Below are 16312 nucleotides of genomic sequence, written 5' to 3' on the forward strand. Positions count from 1 at the left end.
ATAAAAAAAATAACGCGGTAACTTTTAAGTTTTCCGCGTTATTTCTTTTTACTCAAAAACCTGTCCAACAATTTCTTATTTTATCTCCATATATCATCTGGATATTGCACATTATCCAAAAAAAGTGCATTTCCGGGAACAGAATCACCAGCAACTTGTCTGTTTTTAGCATTTATAATTCTAATGAGACCTTTCTCGTCGAGTCGTCCTCTGCCAGCTTCCAATAATGTTCCTACAATTGCCCTTACCATATTGCGTAAGAATCGGTCTGCTTTTATTTCGAAAACATATAAATTACCCATTCGTTTCCAGACGGCATATTCTATACTGCAAATATTTGTTTTTACATCAGTATGAAGTTTACTAAAACTTGTAAAGTCCTTTGTTTGTATTAATAATGGACAAAGAGCATTCATCTTATCAATATCTGGAATAAAATTCACTCTATAGGTAAGTTCATGATGAAAAGGATCTTTCTCTGTTGTTATATAATATTTATATGTTCTGGAAATAGCGCTAAAACGTGCATGCGCATCAGGCTTTACCTCATTTATTGAAAAGATTGCAATATCTTTAGGTAGAAAACTATTTAGTTTGAAAACCAAATCTTCAGATGAGAAAGGATCTCCAACCCAATCAAAGTGTGCTATCATTTTACTGGCATGTACACCTGCATCTGTTCTGCCTGCACCCACAACTTCAACTTCTGAACGAAGAATTGTAGATAGTGCATATTGCAGCTTTTCCTGCACACTTAAACCATTAGGTTGTATTTGCCAACCAACATAGTTTTTCCCGTTATATGAGAGTGTTATAAAGAAACGCGCCATTGAAAATTAATAATTAACCATTCATCTCTCTCAAACGGATCTTAGTAAGTACCTGTTTGGTGTTAAGCGTAAAATCTCCATCCATCATCCAAGAGTAGTAACTCGGTTCATTTTTTAACACTTCAGAGACAGGTTTCCCTTTGTGTTTCCCAAAGTTAAACACTTCTACCCCACTCTCGTTTAAAACGATACGACCTGCCAAGTCAACATTATTATTAAAACTTGAATATTCTTTTGATAAAGAATCCACACTATTCTCAAGATCAGGATATCGATCCAATTGAGACTTTAGAACCTCATATGTAGCAATTACATCAGCCTCAGCAGAATGTGCATTCTCTAATTTTTTATTACAATAGAATGAATATGCTGCCTCAAGAGTGCGTTGCTCTTTTCTGTGGAAAATTATTTGAACATCTACAAATTTTCGCTTACTTATATCAAAATCTACTCCAGCCCTCAGAAATTCTTCTGCTAACATTGGAACGTCAAAACGACTGGAATTAAATCCTGCCATGTCACATCCCTCCAACATTTCTGAAAGTGATTTAGCAATTTGTTTAAATGTAGGACAGTCCTTAACATCCTCATCTGTAATACCATGAATTGCAGTTGATTCAGGCGGGATAGGCATTTCCGGATTAATACGTCTGGTTCTCGATTCTTCTTTCCCGTTAGGATAAACTTTTAACAGAGATATTTCGATAATGCGATCACGTGTTATATTGATCCCGGTAGTTTCTAAATCAAAAAACACTAACGGGTTTTTCAGCTTTAATTCCATTTTAACGTTTTAAATTGATTAGTCATTTAACATCATCGGCATTAAAAGAGTCAGCATATCTTCATTAGTCTCTTGTTCTACAGGGAGAATAAGTCCGGCTCTTGATGGATCAGACAATTCAATTCTAACATCGGAACTTGGAATGTTATCTAATATTTCTATTAAAAAAGCAGCTTTGAAACCTATATTCATTACATTTCCTGTGTAAGAACATACTATTGTTTCCTCTGCAGCTGTGAGAAAATCAATATCTTGTGCAGTTATTACTATTTTCTCTTCTGATAATTGCAATTTAACCAATCCTATTGATGGATTTGAAAATACGGACACCCTCTTTAGTGCATTAAGCAGAGTTAATCTGTCTAATGTAACAGTATTGCTGTTATTTTGAGGAATCACTGAGTTATAGTTCGGATATCTTCCTTCTACAAAACGACAAATCATTTTATAATCACTCATTGTGATATATGCATTATTTTCATCAAAGTTTATTGTCACTGTACCTGTTTCCTTTGGTAAAAGAGCCTTTAATAGGTTAGCAGGTTTCTTAGGTAGAATAAAAGAAGATCGACCTTCACCCTTTGCTTCGGTGGTTGTAACTCGAACTAATTTATGTCCATCTGATGCTACAAATGTGAGGTTATCAGATGTTATATCAAAGTAAATTCCGTTCATTACAGGGCGGAGTTCATCATCAGCAGTTGCAAAAACAGTTCTGTTAATTCCAGACATTAGCATATCTGCTTCTATTGTGAGACTCATAGAAGTCTCTTCTTTCAAAGGTTTTGGTTCAGGATATTCATCACCTTTTAATCCTACAAAATTATATTTTCCGTTATGGTAATAAATAAAGACCTCCAGAGTTTCATCATTTATATCAAATGTTAAAGGTTGATCAGGAAGCTCTCGTAAAGGATCCAGAAGGTTTTTAGCATTGATTGCAAGACTACCTTCTCCTTCTGCATTATTCACTTCAATCCATGTTTCCAGACGTGTTTCACTATCTGCAGCAGTCAATGTAAGCTTATTACCCTTTAACTCCAGCTTAAAGCAGTCCAGTATAGGTAATGTACTTTTGGAATTAATGACTCTACTAATTGCCTGCAGATGATTCAACATCGTAGCGCTTGATGCTATAAATTTCATGTCAGTATGTTTTTTTTAATTCTTTAGCAAATATATGAAATATTCTTGGAGCTCCGGCTGTTTTAAGGATTTCTTTTTTTCTGTACTTCTCTCTTTAAATGCTCCTTTTTATTTTGATTTATTCATCTATTATCTTCTGTTTCTTGGATGATGTTCAATTATTTCCTGCCTTAAAAAAGTTCTGTCTATATGAGTATAAATCTCTGTTGTTGCTATTTTCTCATGTCCAAGCATTTCCTGAATTACTCTTATATTCGCACCTCTCTCTAAGAGATGAGTTGCAAAGGAGTGACGAAAAACATGAGGACTAACATCTTTCCTGATACCTGCAGCCTCTGCATACTGTTTAATAAAATAAAAAACAGTTATACGTGACAATGCAGTACCTCTTCGAGAACTTACAAAAACAATATCTTCATAACCCTTCTTTATATAGATCTGACCTCTATATATCAACCAATTATTTATCTCTTGAATTGCTGTTTCAGATATAGGAACAAGTCGCTGTTTATCACCTTTCCCCACTACCCTTATAAATCCTTCATCAAAATATAAGTCAGAAAAACGCAGATTAGTTATTTCAGAAACTCTCAGTCCGCAACTGTAAAGTGTTTCAATGATAGCATAGTTGCGTGTACCCTCCAAGGTTGAAACATCAATCACAGAAAGAATCGAATCTATTTCTTCAATTGATAATACAACTGGCAATTTCAATCCAGTTTTAGGTGAATCAAGCAAATCTGTTGGATTATCTTCTCTGTAATTATCCAGCATAAAATACCTAAAGAATGATTTTAGTGCTGAAATAACCCTTGACATGGATCTTGGAGAAAGATTATTATCATATAATCCAGCTAGAAACTCCTCCAGATCGGATGTTTTTATTGAAATAAGAGATAACTTTTCTTCTTCTATAAATAATAACAACTTATTTAAATCACGGATATATGCTTCAATTGTGTTTTTAGATAATCCTTTCTCAAAAAGTAAATATCTTCGGTATTTATCTGTGACATTTTTTAGATTCATATCATTTATTAATTAAATGACTGCTTAGTTCAACTCCCTCTTCAATACTATATTCTATAGCATTCATTAAGTAGTTTATATCTTCCTTACTTACATGTTTATTCCTCTCTAACTGTTCCATAATGCCGACTACCTTCTCATGTCCTATCATGCGAAACAGAGGCAGCATTTTATGTGAAATTTTGCTGATACTCACAAAATCATTATCCTTTATTGCATTCTTCAGAATCAACTCACTTTCCTTGGTTTCATTGATAAATGATTTTAGTATTTCACTTGATGCATCAATATCATCTTTTACAAACTCAATTAATGCACTTACACCATTTAGCTTAAGATTATAATCCTCAGAAGAGTTTATAAAAGAACTGTTTATATATTTTGAAATCTTTTCGTAAAGTTGATTAAAGTTGAAAGGTTTACTTATGAAATCTTTAAAACCGGCAGCTTGAATCATCGATATAGAAATATCAGATCTGGCAGAAAGTGCCAAAACAGGAATTTCGACATTTTGATCTCTAAGCTTTTCATTGACACTTCTCACCAAATCAAAGCCTGATTTATCTCCTAATTGAATATCTATGAGAATGATATCAAAATTATTACTATCTATAATACCTAATACATTATCCGGATTTGATTCAGTTGTACAATTAATTTCTTTCTTCTGGACTATCTCTGACATCATTTTCAATTGAACAGGATCATCATCAACATAAAGCATTGACACATCTTTCAAATCATCATATTTTGAAAACCCTTTCCGGTCTTTATCTCTATCTGTAATAACATTTAAAGGGATTTCAACAACAAATTCAGATCCCTCACCTTTGGTTGAAGTAAAACTAATCTCACCGTTGACAACCTTTACGAATCCTTTTGTAATAGCTAGCCCCAAGCCACTACCTTCAACATGTTCTCCTTTGTTATTATTTTTTATGAATTGCTTGAACTCGTTGAAAATATCCTCCTGATCTTCAATGTCAATTCCCTCTCCTGTATCTGCAACTGCAAAATTTAGAACTGTTTTTGAATCTGTCTCATGTGTATTAGCAAGAATTGTAATTTGACCATGAGAGGTGTATTTCACTGCATTTGAAATTAGATTACTGAAAATATGCCATAAAACGTAATTATCACCAAAACATAGCATGCCTTCGGGTATCTTATTTTCAACTTTAAACTCGAGACCTTTTTTATCAGCCAAGGGCTTGAAGCTATTTGTTGATTCCTCAATCAGAGAGTATAAACTAAATTCTGATTCCTGTAATTGCCAGCCCCCTTTATCAAGCTTATGAAAGTCGAGTAATGTTGAAACAAGCTGTAAAACATTTTGGGCTGATAATTTAATATTCTGGAGATAAAAATTGCTCTTCTTATTATCCTTTTCCTCAATCATAAGATCGATATAACCCAATATTGAACCTGTAGGAGCTTTAATGTCGTGGGATATTGTAAGCATCAGCATCTCCCTGTAGCTAAGCAAGTCCGTTATACGTTTATTGGATTGCTCCAATTGCATGCGATATCGATGACTTTTATTGATATCAATTAAAAATAATACTGCGAAAATTATTGCAAAAATTATAGAAAGCAAAGAAACAACAAACATTGTATTTTGTGACCTGGATATTGCTCGAGACCTCTCACTGATTAATAATAGTGATTTTTTAATCTCTTCATGTTCAATATTCTTTAACAATTCATCTATTTGAGAGGTGAGCATTCTGTTGGTTTGACTCATTACCTCCTGTCTTCTGATCAAATCTGTATGAATCTCTCTTTGTCTTCTTAAATCAAGTCTTTCTGAATAAATAACTTTATTAATAATTGTATCCACAATAAGTCGGAACTCTACATCAGGTACCAGGGTTTTGTTTTCAATTACTATTGTAGAGTCCTGTTTAGCATTAAAAACATCGCGGACACGATTAATAAAACTTTTTCGCTCACCTGTAATAACAATTGTATCACTTCTTGCTATATTTGGATTACTTATATTTATCTTTTCAAGATAATCTGAGATATCTCTGTTTAATTCTTTTGGAACATATCTACTATCAGTCTCTCTTATAATATTTGGAGATTTACTAATAGAGTCAAGTAATGAAGAAATATCTAATAAATTCTCACTTTTGATTTTCATTAAAAGACTGATACTGTCAAGTTTATTTTTTCTAATTTCATCATCAGTGTACTCTTTTAATCTTTCAAGGTTCTTTTTCACAGCAGGTATCAGAGAATCATATTTAGCATAATACTGTTCAGCTCCCTCAGAAGTCAGCAAGTCCTGCTCACTTTCAACCTCATAAAGCATAGAGAGAATATTACCTACTATAATCAATTCAGAGGTATCTTCATTTCGTACTTTCTTATTAGAAAAATCCACCAGATTATTATATAAAGCTATCAGACCTGTTATCATTACAGAAACAACTAAAAGATAGCTTAATATAACACTCACTTTAATATTTGAAGCCCCTTTTTTCTTCATTACATAAGGATTATACCTTTACATTATATAGCTTTATTTTATTATACAATGTTTTTCTGTCAATATTAAGAATAGAAGCAGCCATTGTCTTATTTCCTTTTGCCAATTCAAGTGCCTGACAGATTTTCTCTTTCTCGTAATACTCCTTTCTCAGACTTTGGATACTTCCTTTAATTGGCTTCTGACTTTCATCTTTCGATTTTTCATAATTAAAAAGGTCATCTATTAAATCAGCTTTTATTACGCTTTCTTCAGTTAGCAAAGCTGCTTTTATAATAATATTTTTAAGCTCTTGTATATTACCGGGCCAATCATACTCAACAAGTTGCTTCTGAATTACAGGGTCAATTTCTGTGATTTCTTTGTTTAATGTAAAATTTGCAAATCTGAGGAAATGTGTAGCAAAAAAGATAATCTGTTGCGCTCTTCCTTTAAGTGAAGGTAATATCACACAATCCTCTATTATGAGATTGTATAGTTTAGGTATAAGTATCTTTTGCAGATCTTCAGGCTTTTTCTCAGAACTCAAAATAACCTGAGTAAACTCTTCATCTCTGCTCTGTCTTGTAATTATTTTTAATAAATCATCCTGCAAAAAATTATTCAGCTGATCTATTTCTCGTACATAAAAGAGACCACCCTTTGCATTTTCAAACTTCTCCTTCAGTTTTAATTCTCCCTCTTTTATCTGACTTTTATTACTCTTTTTGCTAACAATATCATTCGCATCCAAACAAACAAGCGGTTTAGATCCATTAATCCCTTTTTCGTATATATATTTTACTGCTGAAAACTTCCCTGTACCTCTATCACCTAATATTAACAGGTGTGTGTTATTTTCTGCTGTATTGTTTAGTTGTCTGAATAGTTGTTTATAATCTTCATCTGGAGGTGTTATATAGTCATTCTTAGCAGGATTATTTCGATTCGAAATTTCAAGCTTTAAAAAAGCTTCATCAATTTTATTGAATAATTTCTCCGGATCAATTGGTTTTGATATGTAATCCACTGCACCGTTTTTCATTGCTTCAACTGCTGAATCAATATCTGCAAAACCTGTCATCATGATAACAAGAATATCCGGATCATATTTTTTAACCCACTTTAAAAATGCAAACCCGTCTGTATCTGGCATCATTATATCACTAAGGATCATGTCATATGGGGACTCCCTTACCTTCTCTTTAGCTTCTTCGGCATGAGAAGCTGTATCAACACTGAATCCTTTTTTAACTAACCAGGATTTCAACATCAGGCAAACGGTTAAATTATCATCAATTACAAGTATTGTTTTATTCATCTTTAATTAAACATATGTAAATTACCCCTTTTTTTCTTTTTCGAGCTCTTTAGGTAATACATAGGAGGAATATAACAAGAATATTCCGCCTGCCACCATAACTAATACCCATTCATTCCTGTTTTTAAACATCAGATAGGTAGCAGCAATCATTAACAGGCATGATAATATCTGGAAGTTATAAAGTCTTTTTCCTCTTATGCTCTTGCCGGAGTAAGGACTGGTAACTGTAATTACTGAAAACAGTGCAACAGAAAATGCCATAACCCATGAAGCCGCTAAAGGGTAAAACATAAATAGTAATGCAGATAAAAGGATTAATATCCCTGATATTTTAAATAAAATACTTTTCATAATTATTTATAGCTGATTCATATTTTCAAATCTTCAATGATCAAATGCAAAAGCTACTATTTTATTTATGATCAATAATAAAAATTTCTTCGTTTTCTTTTTTCATGAAATAATTCTCACGAGCAAACTTTTCAAGGTCATCTGTGTTTGATTGTAATTCATCTAATTTCTCTTTGTCTGACTTTGACTGGTTCTGATAAAATTCAATCTGTGCTTCCAGGTCTTTTATTTGAGATTCATTCCTTAATCTTTTTAGTATATTACTATCACTAAAAAAGAAGAGCATAAGAATAAGTACCAAAAGAATGATAATTTGAGTTACAGTTAATCCTGCCACTCTTTTAGTCCCAAATTTTTTAATATTATCTTTCATTCAGACTTGTTCACTGAAGGTTTGATTTATAAAACAAAAATAGATTTTTTTTTCTACTTTTGCTAATCAATGTGTGATAATTATCTAAAATATCACTTGTGCAGTTTAGGCTGTTTGCACAATAAAAAGTATCTTTACAGGCTAGTTAATAATTTTAGCTACAAAACAAGTTTAATATATATTTAAATTCAGCATGAGAAAAGTTTCTTTGATTATTCTTCTGGTTTTGTTTACCACAACCTTAACATTTCCATGTACTAATTTATTGGTAGGAAAGAAAGCATCCACAGATGGTTCAACAATTATATCCTATGCGGCCGACTCATATGGGCTCTATGGAGAGTTATATCACTGGCCTGCAAAAGAGTATAAACCTGGTGAAATGCTAAAAGTTTATGAATGGGATAGCGGTAAGTATTTAGGTGAAATTCCTCAGGTTCTGAAAACATACAATGTTATTGGTAACATGAATGAACATCAGCTGGCAATAGGTGAAACTACTTTTGGAGGAAGAAGTGAACTTACTGATTCAACCGGAATCATAGACTATGGCAGTCTGATTTACATTACGCTTCAGCGTGCAAAAAATGCCAGAGAAGCAATAAAGATTATGACCAGCCTTGTAAGCGAATATGGATATTATAGTTCAGGAGAGTCTTTTTCTATTGCAGACCCAAATGAAATATGGGTTATGGAGATGATTGGAAAAGGTCCGGGAAACAAAGGTGCAGTATGGGTTGCAGTCAGAATTCCCGATGATTGTGTAACTGCTCATGCTAATCAGGCACGAATCCAGCAATTTCCATTGAATGACCCTGAAAATTGTATCTATTCGCCTGATGTAATTACTTTTGCACGCGAAAAAGGGTATTTTACAGGAAAAGACAGCGAGTTCAGTTTTGCAAAAGCGTATGCACCACTTGATTTCGGAGCATTAAGATTTTGCGAGGCACGAGTTTGGTCGTTCTTCAACAATGTCAATAAAGATATGGGTAAATATGTTACCTATGCACAGGGATTAACTACAGATCCAATGCCTTTATATATAAAACCTGATAGAAAACTAAGTGTACAAGACATTCAGAATCTGATGCGCGATCATTATGAAGGAACTGAATTAGACTGGCGCTTTGACGTTGGTGCGGGACCTTTCAACTCACCCTATCGATGGTCTCCACTTACATATCAGGTAGACTCTGTTGAATATTGTAATGAAAGACCAATTGCTACACAGCAGACTGCATTTTCATTTGTAGCTCAAATGCGTTCATGGTTGCCTAATGAAATTGGTGGTATACTTTGGTTTGGTATAGATGATGCGGCTCAAACTGTATATTACCCATTTTATTGCGGTCACAACGAAGTACCTCATGAAATGAAGATTGGTAATGGTGATTTGCTTACCTTCTCATGGACATCCGCTTTCTGGATTCACAACTGGGTTTCAAACTTAGTCTATACCCGATATAGTGATATGAGCGAAGATATGAAAAAGGTGCAATCAGCTTTAGAAAATAGTTTCCATGCTTCACAACCTCAAATTGAAGAAAAAGCATTAAGTGTACTTGAACAATCAAATCAGGATGCTGTAAAATACCTCACCAGTTACACCAATAATCTCGTAACTGAAGGTGTAGCAGAATGGAAAAAACTTGGTGAATTTCTAATGGTTAAATATATTGATGGCGTAATTAAACAGGAGGAAAATGGTAAATTTAAACGAAATCCATATGGCCAACCTGCTAATCCTTTACGTCCAGGCTACTCTAACGAATACTACCAAAAAATAATCGATCAAACAGGTGATAAATACAAAGTTCAACCTGTAGAATAAAAAGATAAACATAATACATTTTTTATATGAAAAATGAGACTTTAATATCACTAGTAACGGATAAAGCTAATTCATGGCTGGAGGGTGATTATGATGCTGATACAAAAAAGGAAATTCAGCAATTGCTTGACAATGAAGACAAGAGCCCTCTTATCGATGCATTTTATAAAGATCTGGAGTTTGGAACTGGTGGACTACGAGGTATTATGGGTGCCGGTAGCAACAGAATGAATATTTACACTGTCGGTACTGCAACACAGGGACTTTCAAACTATCTTAAAAAAGAGTTTGCAAACCATGATCAAATTAAAGTTGTAATTGGACATGACTGCCGCAATAATAGTCGCAAATTTGCCGAAGTAGCAGCAGATATCTTCAGCGCAAATGGCATAAAGGTTTATCTGTTTGAAAACCTGCGCCCCACTCCTTTAATCTCTTATGCAATCCGTAAACTGGGATGCCAGAGCGGAATAATGGTAACCGCCTCTCATAACCCTAAAGAATATAATGGTTATAAAGCTTACTGGAATGATGGTGCACAAGTATTGGCTCCTCATGACAGAAACATCATTGCTGAAGTAAATCGCATTAAATCCAATAGTGAGATAAAATTCAAAGGTGATAAGAAACTCATCGAAATTATTGGTAAGGATATGGACAACGCGTTCATTGAAGAGGTAAAGAAACTTGTACTATCACCGGAATCAATTCAAAGAAACAGCGATATTAAAATTGTATATACACCTATTCATGGTACAGGTGGTACATTAGTTCCAGATGCACTGAAAGCGGTTGGTTTTACAAATATAATTCATGTACCCGAACAGGATGTCATAAGTGGTGATTTCCCCACTGTAGTTTCTCCTAACCCGGAAGAGCCTGCTGCTCTTGACCTTGCAATAAAAAAAGCAAGGGAGACTGATGCCGACCTGGTTATGGCCACCGACCCTGATAGTGATCGCATAGGAACTGCAATACGTGATGATAAGGGTGAATTTATTCTTGTTAATGGTAATCAGACACTTCTATTATGTCTTTACTATCTGATGACCCGGCGTGAAGAGCTGGGACTTCTCACAGGTAAAGAGTTTATTGTAAAAACTATTGTATCTACTGAACTTGCCAAAGTAATTGCCCAAAGCAAAGGTATTGAGATTTATGACAGTTACACTGGTTTCAAATGGATAGCTGATATAATCCGCAAAAACGAAGGAATAAAGAAATATATCGGTGGAGGTGAAGAGAGTTACGGTTTTCTTGCAGGTGATTTTGTCAGAGACAAGGATGCTGTATCCGCCTGTACACTATTTGCAGAGATAGCAGCATGGGCAAGAGATAACGGAAAATCTGTATATGAACTGCTTCAGGATATTTATCTTGAATATGGTTATTCAAAAGAGGTAGGAATATCTCTCGTTAAGAAGGGAAAAGAGGGTGCTGAAGAAATTGAAGCTATGATGAAAAACTTCAGAGCAAACCCACTCACCTCTCTTGGAGGATCTCCTGTTACACTAATAAAGGATTTTGGAAAACTTGAAGCGGTAGATTTTGTACGCGATGAACAGATAGCTCTCGAAATGCCTACAACTTCTAATGTAATACAGTACTTCACTGAAGACAATACAAAAATGTCTATTCGTCCTTCAGGAACTGAACCAAAAATAAAATTTTATATTGAAGTAAAAGGCTACGCTAAAACAAGAGAAGAATTAGAACAGGCTGAAAGAAAAGCAGATGAAAAAATAAATGAAATACGTGAAGAATTAGGTATATGAAACGAAAACTTACAATTGCACTGGTAGCACATGATCATCGAAAAGCAGATATGGTAGACTGGGTTATATATAACTCTGATTTCCTGTCTAATCACCATCTTGTTTGTACTGGAACAACAGGAACACTGGTAAGAGACGCGTTAAAAAATGAGGGTGTTAACCCTGAGTTCACAATAATGAATTCTGGTCCTATGGGAGGTGATGCCGAAATAGCAGCTAAAGTTGTTCGAAAAGAAATTGACCTTGCAGTATTTCTTATAGATGATCTCAACGCACAACCTCATGAAGCAGACATTATGATGCTGCTCAGACAGTGTAGGGTGCATAATGTACCTATCGCATGTAACAGGTTTAGTGCAGACCTTATGATAACAAGTTCTCTGTGGGATGATGAAAATTATGTACCATCTCCCCCGAGGTATGAAAAGTTCAATAGGGATGAATATCTTTTTTAGTCATTGATATTTTATATTAAACATTAATTTAAAAACCCCTCAAAAGCATTAACTTGCAAATGAGGGGTTTTCTGTTATTTTATTGATTCAATGCGATCTATTAATCTACCAGATTCAATTCATTAACTATATGTGGTGCTTCCATAACTTTATCCAGCATATATAAAACATATAATATATCAACACTGATCATACGTTGCATTTCAGGCTCGAATAATATATCTCCACTAAGAGACTCCCAGTTTCCATCAAAAGCCAGACCAATGAGTTCTCCTTTTCCATTAATAACAGGGCTTCCAGAATTTCCACCGGTAATATCATTTGTAGACAAGAAGTTTACTCTCAATTCACCATTTTCATCTGAGTATCTGCCAAAATCCCCAGAAAGGATAGCTTTAAGAATATAATCCTGAACATTAAACTCAGGGTCTCCTGGTTTCTGTTTTTCCAATATACCCTGTGTGGTTGAGTAATAATTATACCAAACAGCATCACGAGGCTGATAGCCCGCAACAGAGCCGTAACTCAAACGCTGTGTAAAATTAGCATCCGGATAAAATGCTTTGTCAGAATCCATTTCAATTAATGCTGCCATAAATTCACGCTCACCTCTCAGTACATTCTCATAAAAAGAGATCATCTTACTTGATAATTCATAACCCATATCTGCAGCAGATAGTGCGAGCTCCATCGCAGGATCTTTACTCAACACCTGTGTGTCTGCAGTCTGCAATAAAACCAGTAGCTCTTCCAAAGAAGTAAACTGAGTGTTATCAAACAGCCAGTCGGCATATCTCTCATAATCACCTTCAAAAAGAGAATCAATCTTTTGATAAATATCAGGCTGATATTCTTTCGGAACTCTGTCAGCATAAAGCTTCATCAATGCCGGTAAAACTTTTCTATCTAGTTTTGGTTCATAATTTTTATATGACTCTACCAATCTCTCGTTAATAAAATCCTGTTTATCCTGTTCTGTACCTTCTGCGTCAAATTGCAAAATAGTATTGGCAAATCTGATCAATTCAATTCCATTATTGAATGTTTCAAGGTAGTAAGTAGTATATTTAGCTAAATCACCAGAATTTGAATACGCTTCATTTAATATATCAAGTGTATTTCCGTATTTCTCTTTATTCACAGGATTACTATTTATCCATTCCTGTAATCTGTTCTCCAGTAATTTTTTCTTCTCTATCACTCCAAGGTTGGCTATTGCCTCATTCATACCCATAGAATTCTTCCAGTAGTTTGAGCTGCCTGCATATTTGTTAGCATACTTAATTCTTATAGTATCGTTTTGAGTCATTGCTTCCCACCAGATATCCTGCTTCACTCCCCTAACCTCTACACGTGGTTTATTTTCCGATTCCACACGCTGCTGAATACCCCAGGAGGACATATAACGCTGAGTGCTGCCAGGGTAACCAACTGTCATAGAAAAATCACCCTCCTTCACTCCATTTAGTGATACAGGTACTACATATTTGGGTTTATATGGTTTATTTGTATCACTATAATTTGCCGGTTTATTATTCTCATCAGAATAAACCCTGAACACTGAAAAGTCACCTGTATGACGAGGCCACATCCAGTTGTCGGTATCTCCTCCAAACTTGCCAACCGACTGTGGAGGAGTTGCTACCAATCTTACATCTCTGAACACATCATATAGTACAACATAAAATCTGTTCCCTGAATAGAAAGGTACAAAACGTGCACTTGTGAAAGGATCATTTTCATACTCTTTAATCAATTCGTTAGACAAAGAGTCAATAGTTAGTTCACGCTGAATTTCACTCAAAACCGATGGAAGATATGGTATTATTTTGTCAGTCACCTCCTCCATTGATCTTAAAAAAGATACAGTAAGTCTGTCGGCATACAGCTCATCATCCTGATTAGCAGCAACAAATCCATCTTTGAGATAATCATGCTCAACTGAACTCAAACGCTGAATTGAGCCAAACCCGCAATGGTGATTTGTGAATATAAGTCCTTGCTCCGATACAGCAACACCTGTACATCCTCCGCCAAATATAACAACTGCATCCTTTAAAGAAGGATTGGTATTGTGATAGAGCTGATCTACAGGTAATGTAAATCCCATCTCCTGCATTCTGGCAACACTCTGACTATTCAACTCCTTCAGAAGCCACATTCCTTCATCGGCATTAGCGGCCAAAGTCAAACAAAATATCGATATCGATAAAAAAAGTTTTCTCATAATTGATTCCTAATTCATTAATTATATTGTAAATTTTAATACTATATTATTTTATATCAACCACTTGATTAAATATCAGTTGGATTATTCTTTTTTAAGTAGTTCCCAATCACCGGCCATTCTGTCAATGGCAGCTCTTTTTTTATTACCACAAGCAGATATAATAATATTAAAGCTGTACTAATAGAGAGTCTGACCCAAAGATTGTCAACACAAGCGTAGGAAACGGTAATCCCTGCAAATAATAACATTGACAACATAAAGAAAAATCCGGCCGATTTCAAGTTATATGGTATAGGATAGTTTTTCTGACCCATAAAATATGAGATCACCATCATTATAAAGTTGGCAAAAAAGGATGCCCATGCACAAGCCATATAACTGTAAGCTGGTATAAATATAATATTTATTGCAATGGTTAAGATAAAGCCGAATATAGAGATATACGCACCCCATTTAGTTTGATCTGTCAACTTATACCACAACGACAAATTAAAATAAATACCAAAAAACAGTTCCCCCATAAGTACAATAGGAACCACCTTTAATCCAACATGATACTTTATTGGAAGTAGAAATTTAATAATGTCAATAAAGCCAATTGTAACTAAAAATATTAGTAAACCGAATATAATAAAATACTTTGTGGCGTCGCTAAACGACTGCTTATCATCATAGCTCCCCCTGTTTCTCGCAAAAATAAATGGTTCAAAAGCATAGCGAAATGCCTGAGTAAACATCACCATGATAACTGCAATCTTAAAATTCTGTCCATATATCCCCAGTTCGGTAAATGCAAAATCATTATTCGGATAAAACCATGGAAAAACAATCTTATCTACGGTCTGATTCAGTATTCCTGCAATTCCCAAAATAAGTATCGGAAAAGAGTACTTAAGCATCTGTTGTAATAACTGCTTATCAAAAATGAACTTAATTCTCAGCTCAGGTGAAACCATTAAAAACTGTATTACAGATGCTGACAGGTTCGAAATAAGTATATAGTCTACCCCATTATTTATGTCAAACCATGAGAATGCACCCGGAAATTTTGATTGAAGCCATGGACAAGCAAGAAAAAAGAAAAGGTTGAAAAGTATAGTCAAGACAACATTTAATATCTTGATCGTAGCAAAACGAATAGGTCTTTTCTTAAATCTTAATTTGGCAAAAGGAATGGTCCCTATAACATCTATACAAAGAATGGTAATCAGTAAGAGCAGCCAATGAGGTTTCATTTCTGTACCTCCTAATACAAACGCTGCAGGTTCTAAGAAAAACAGAGATATAACAAAGAATATCAGTGTAGTAGATAATATGCTGATAAAAGTTGTTGAAAAAACCTTTTCTGGGTCCTTCTCTTTATTGGCAAACCTGAAGTAGCCGGTTTCCATCCCATATGTAAGAGTCACCTGCAGCAGAGCCACCCATGCATAGAAGTTAGTTAATACTCCAATATCGGAAATTCTTGGCAACACGAATGCCCAATAAAGAGAAAGCAGCCAGCTAAGGAGTTTAGGCAGTACACTTCCAACACCATAGAAAATGGTTTCCTTAGCCAAATTTTTCATTCCGCCAGACATATAAACACTGTTATTCTGAGATTAGAAGACCGATAGTCATATATAGCTACAAAAGTACTGATTTTTCCGCTAAGACATAACCTGAAAGGGAGTCAATTATTTATCTTTAAGAAGAATGATTGTCAAAA

The 16312-nt window shown here is 34.6% G+C and carries 13 protein-coding genes; 3 read left to right on the top strand and 10 right to left on the bottom strand.

The features are described from left to right. Nucleotides 1-80: 80 nt before the first annotated feature. The 8 genes from truA to PHO43_RS01395 form a co-directional block, all read right to left on the bottom strand. The gene (gene truA / locus PHO43_RS01360; protein ID WP_053826243.1) at nt 81-830 is read right to left on the bottom strand and encodes a tRNA pseudouridine(38-40) synthase TruA; all 750 of its coding nucleotides are present in this window, start codon (nt 828-830) and stop codon (nt 81-83) included. Between the two features lie 13 nt (nt 831-843). After that, nucleotides 844-1614 (bottom strand): 3'-5' exonuclease, encoded by a 771-nt coding sequence (locus tag PHO43_RS01365; protein WP_045089686.1) that lies wholly within the window; start codon nt 1612-1614, stop codon nt 844-846. 18 nt (nt 1615-1632) lie between these two features. Beyond that, nucleotides 1633-2760, bottom strand: a complete 1128-nt coding sequence (gene dnaN, locus PHO43_RS01370) for a DNA polymerase III subunit beta (RefSeq protein ID WP_045089687.1) — start codon at nt 2758-2760, stop codon at nt 1633-1635. 129 nt (nt 2761-2889) lie between these two features. Then, the gene (xerD, locus tag PHO43_RS01375) at nt 2890-3789 is read right to left on the bottom strand and encodes a site-specific tyrosine recombinase XerD (RefSeq protein WP_045089688.1); all 900 of its coding nucleotides are present in this window, start codon (nt 3787-3789) and stop codon (nt 2890-2892) included. A gap of 1 nt (nt 3790) precedes the next feature. Continuing rightward, entirely contained in the window at nt 3791-6283 is a 2493-nt protein-coding gene (locus PHO43_RS01380; RefSeq protein ID WP_288011032.1) for an ATP-binding protein, read from the bottom strand. A gap of 10 nt (nt 6284-6293) precedes the next feature. Next, nucleotides 6294-7583, bottom strand: coding sequence for a sigma-54-dependent transcriptional regulator (locus PHO43_RS01385; RefSeq protein ID WP_288011034.1), 1290 nt, complete (start codon nt 7581-7583; stop codon nt 6294-6296). Nucleotides 7584-7604: 21 nt separating this feature from the next. Then, nucleotides 7605-7937 carry a hypothetical protein gene (locus PHO43_RS01390; RefSeq protein ID WP_052673158.1) on the bottom strand — a complete coding sequence of 111 codons (333 nt, stop codon included), beginning with the start codon at nt 7935-7937 and terminating at the stop codon, nt 7605-7607. Nucleotides 7938-7998: 61 nt separating this feature from the next. Next, a complete protein-coding gene (locus tag PHO43_RS01395; RefSeq protein ID WP_288008806.1) occupies nt 7999-8310 on the bottom strand; it encodes an FtsB family cell division protein in 312 nt (103 codons plus the stop codon). A gap of 193 nt (nt 8311-8503) precedes the next feature. On the opposite strand from PHO43_RS01395, the gene PHO43_RS01400 reads away from it, so the two are divergent. From PHO43_RS01400 to PHO43_RS01410, 3 genes are read left to right on the top strand one after another with little or no spacing between them, the layout of a single operon-like run. Continuing rightward, nucleotides 8504-10144, top strand: coding sequence for a dipeptidase (locus PHO43_RS01400; RefSeq protein ID WP_288008808.1), 1641 nt, complete (start codon nt 8504-8506; stop codon nt 10142-10144). 26 nt (nt 10145-10170) lie between these two features. Continuing rightward, a complete protein-coding gene (locus PHO43_RS01405; RefSeq protein ID WP_288011036.1) occupies nt 10171-11919 on the top strand; it encodes a phospho-sugar mutase in 1749 nt (582 codons plus the stop codon). Then, nucleotides 11916-12374: a methylglyoxal synthase gene (locus tag PHO43_RS01410; RefSeq protein WP_045089694.1), complete on the top strand. Its 459-nt coding sequence runs from the start codon at nt 11916-11918 to the stop codon at nt 12372-12374. Before PHO43_RS01405 ends, PHO43_RS01410 begins: the two co-directional genes overlap by 4 nt. A gap of 100 nt (nt 12375-12474) precedes the next feature. Here PHO43_RS01410 and PHO43_RS01415 read toward each other — a convergent pair whose 3' ends face one another. Beyond that, nucleotides 12475-14601, bottom strand: a complete 2127-nt coding sequence (locus PHO43_RS01415) for a S46 family peptidase (protein ID WP_045089695.1) — start codon at nt 14599-14601, stop codon at nt 12475-12477. Between the two features lie 68 nt (nt 14602-14669). Next, nucleotides 14670-16172, bottom strand: a complete 1503-nt coding sequence (locus PHO43_RS01420; protein WP_231623065.1) for a lipopolysaccharide biosynthesis protein — start codon at nt 16170-16172, stop codon at nt 14670-14672. Nucleotides 16173-16312: the final 140 nt, after the last annotated feature.

Origin of the sequence: Lascolabacillus sp. (assembly GCF_028696275.1) — a bacterium.
In the GTDB taxonomy this organism is placed as follows: domain Bacteria; phylum Bacteroidota; class Bacteroidia; order Bacteroidales; family Dysgonomonadaceae; genus Proteiniphilum; species Proteiniphilum massiliensis.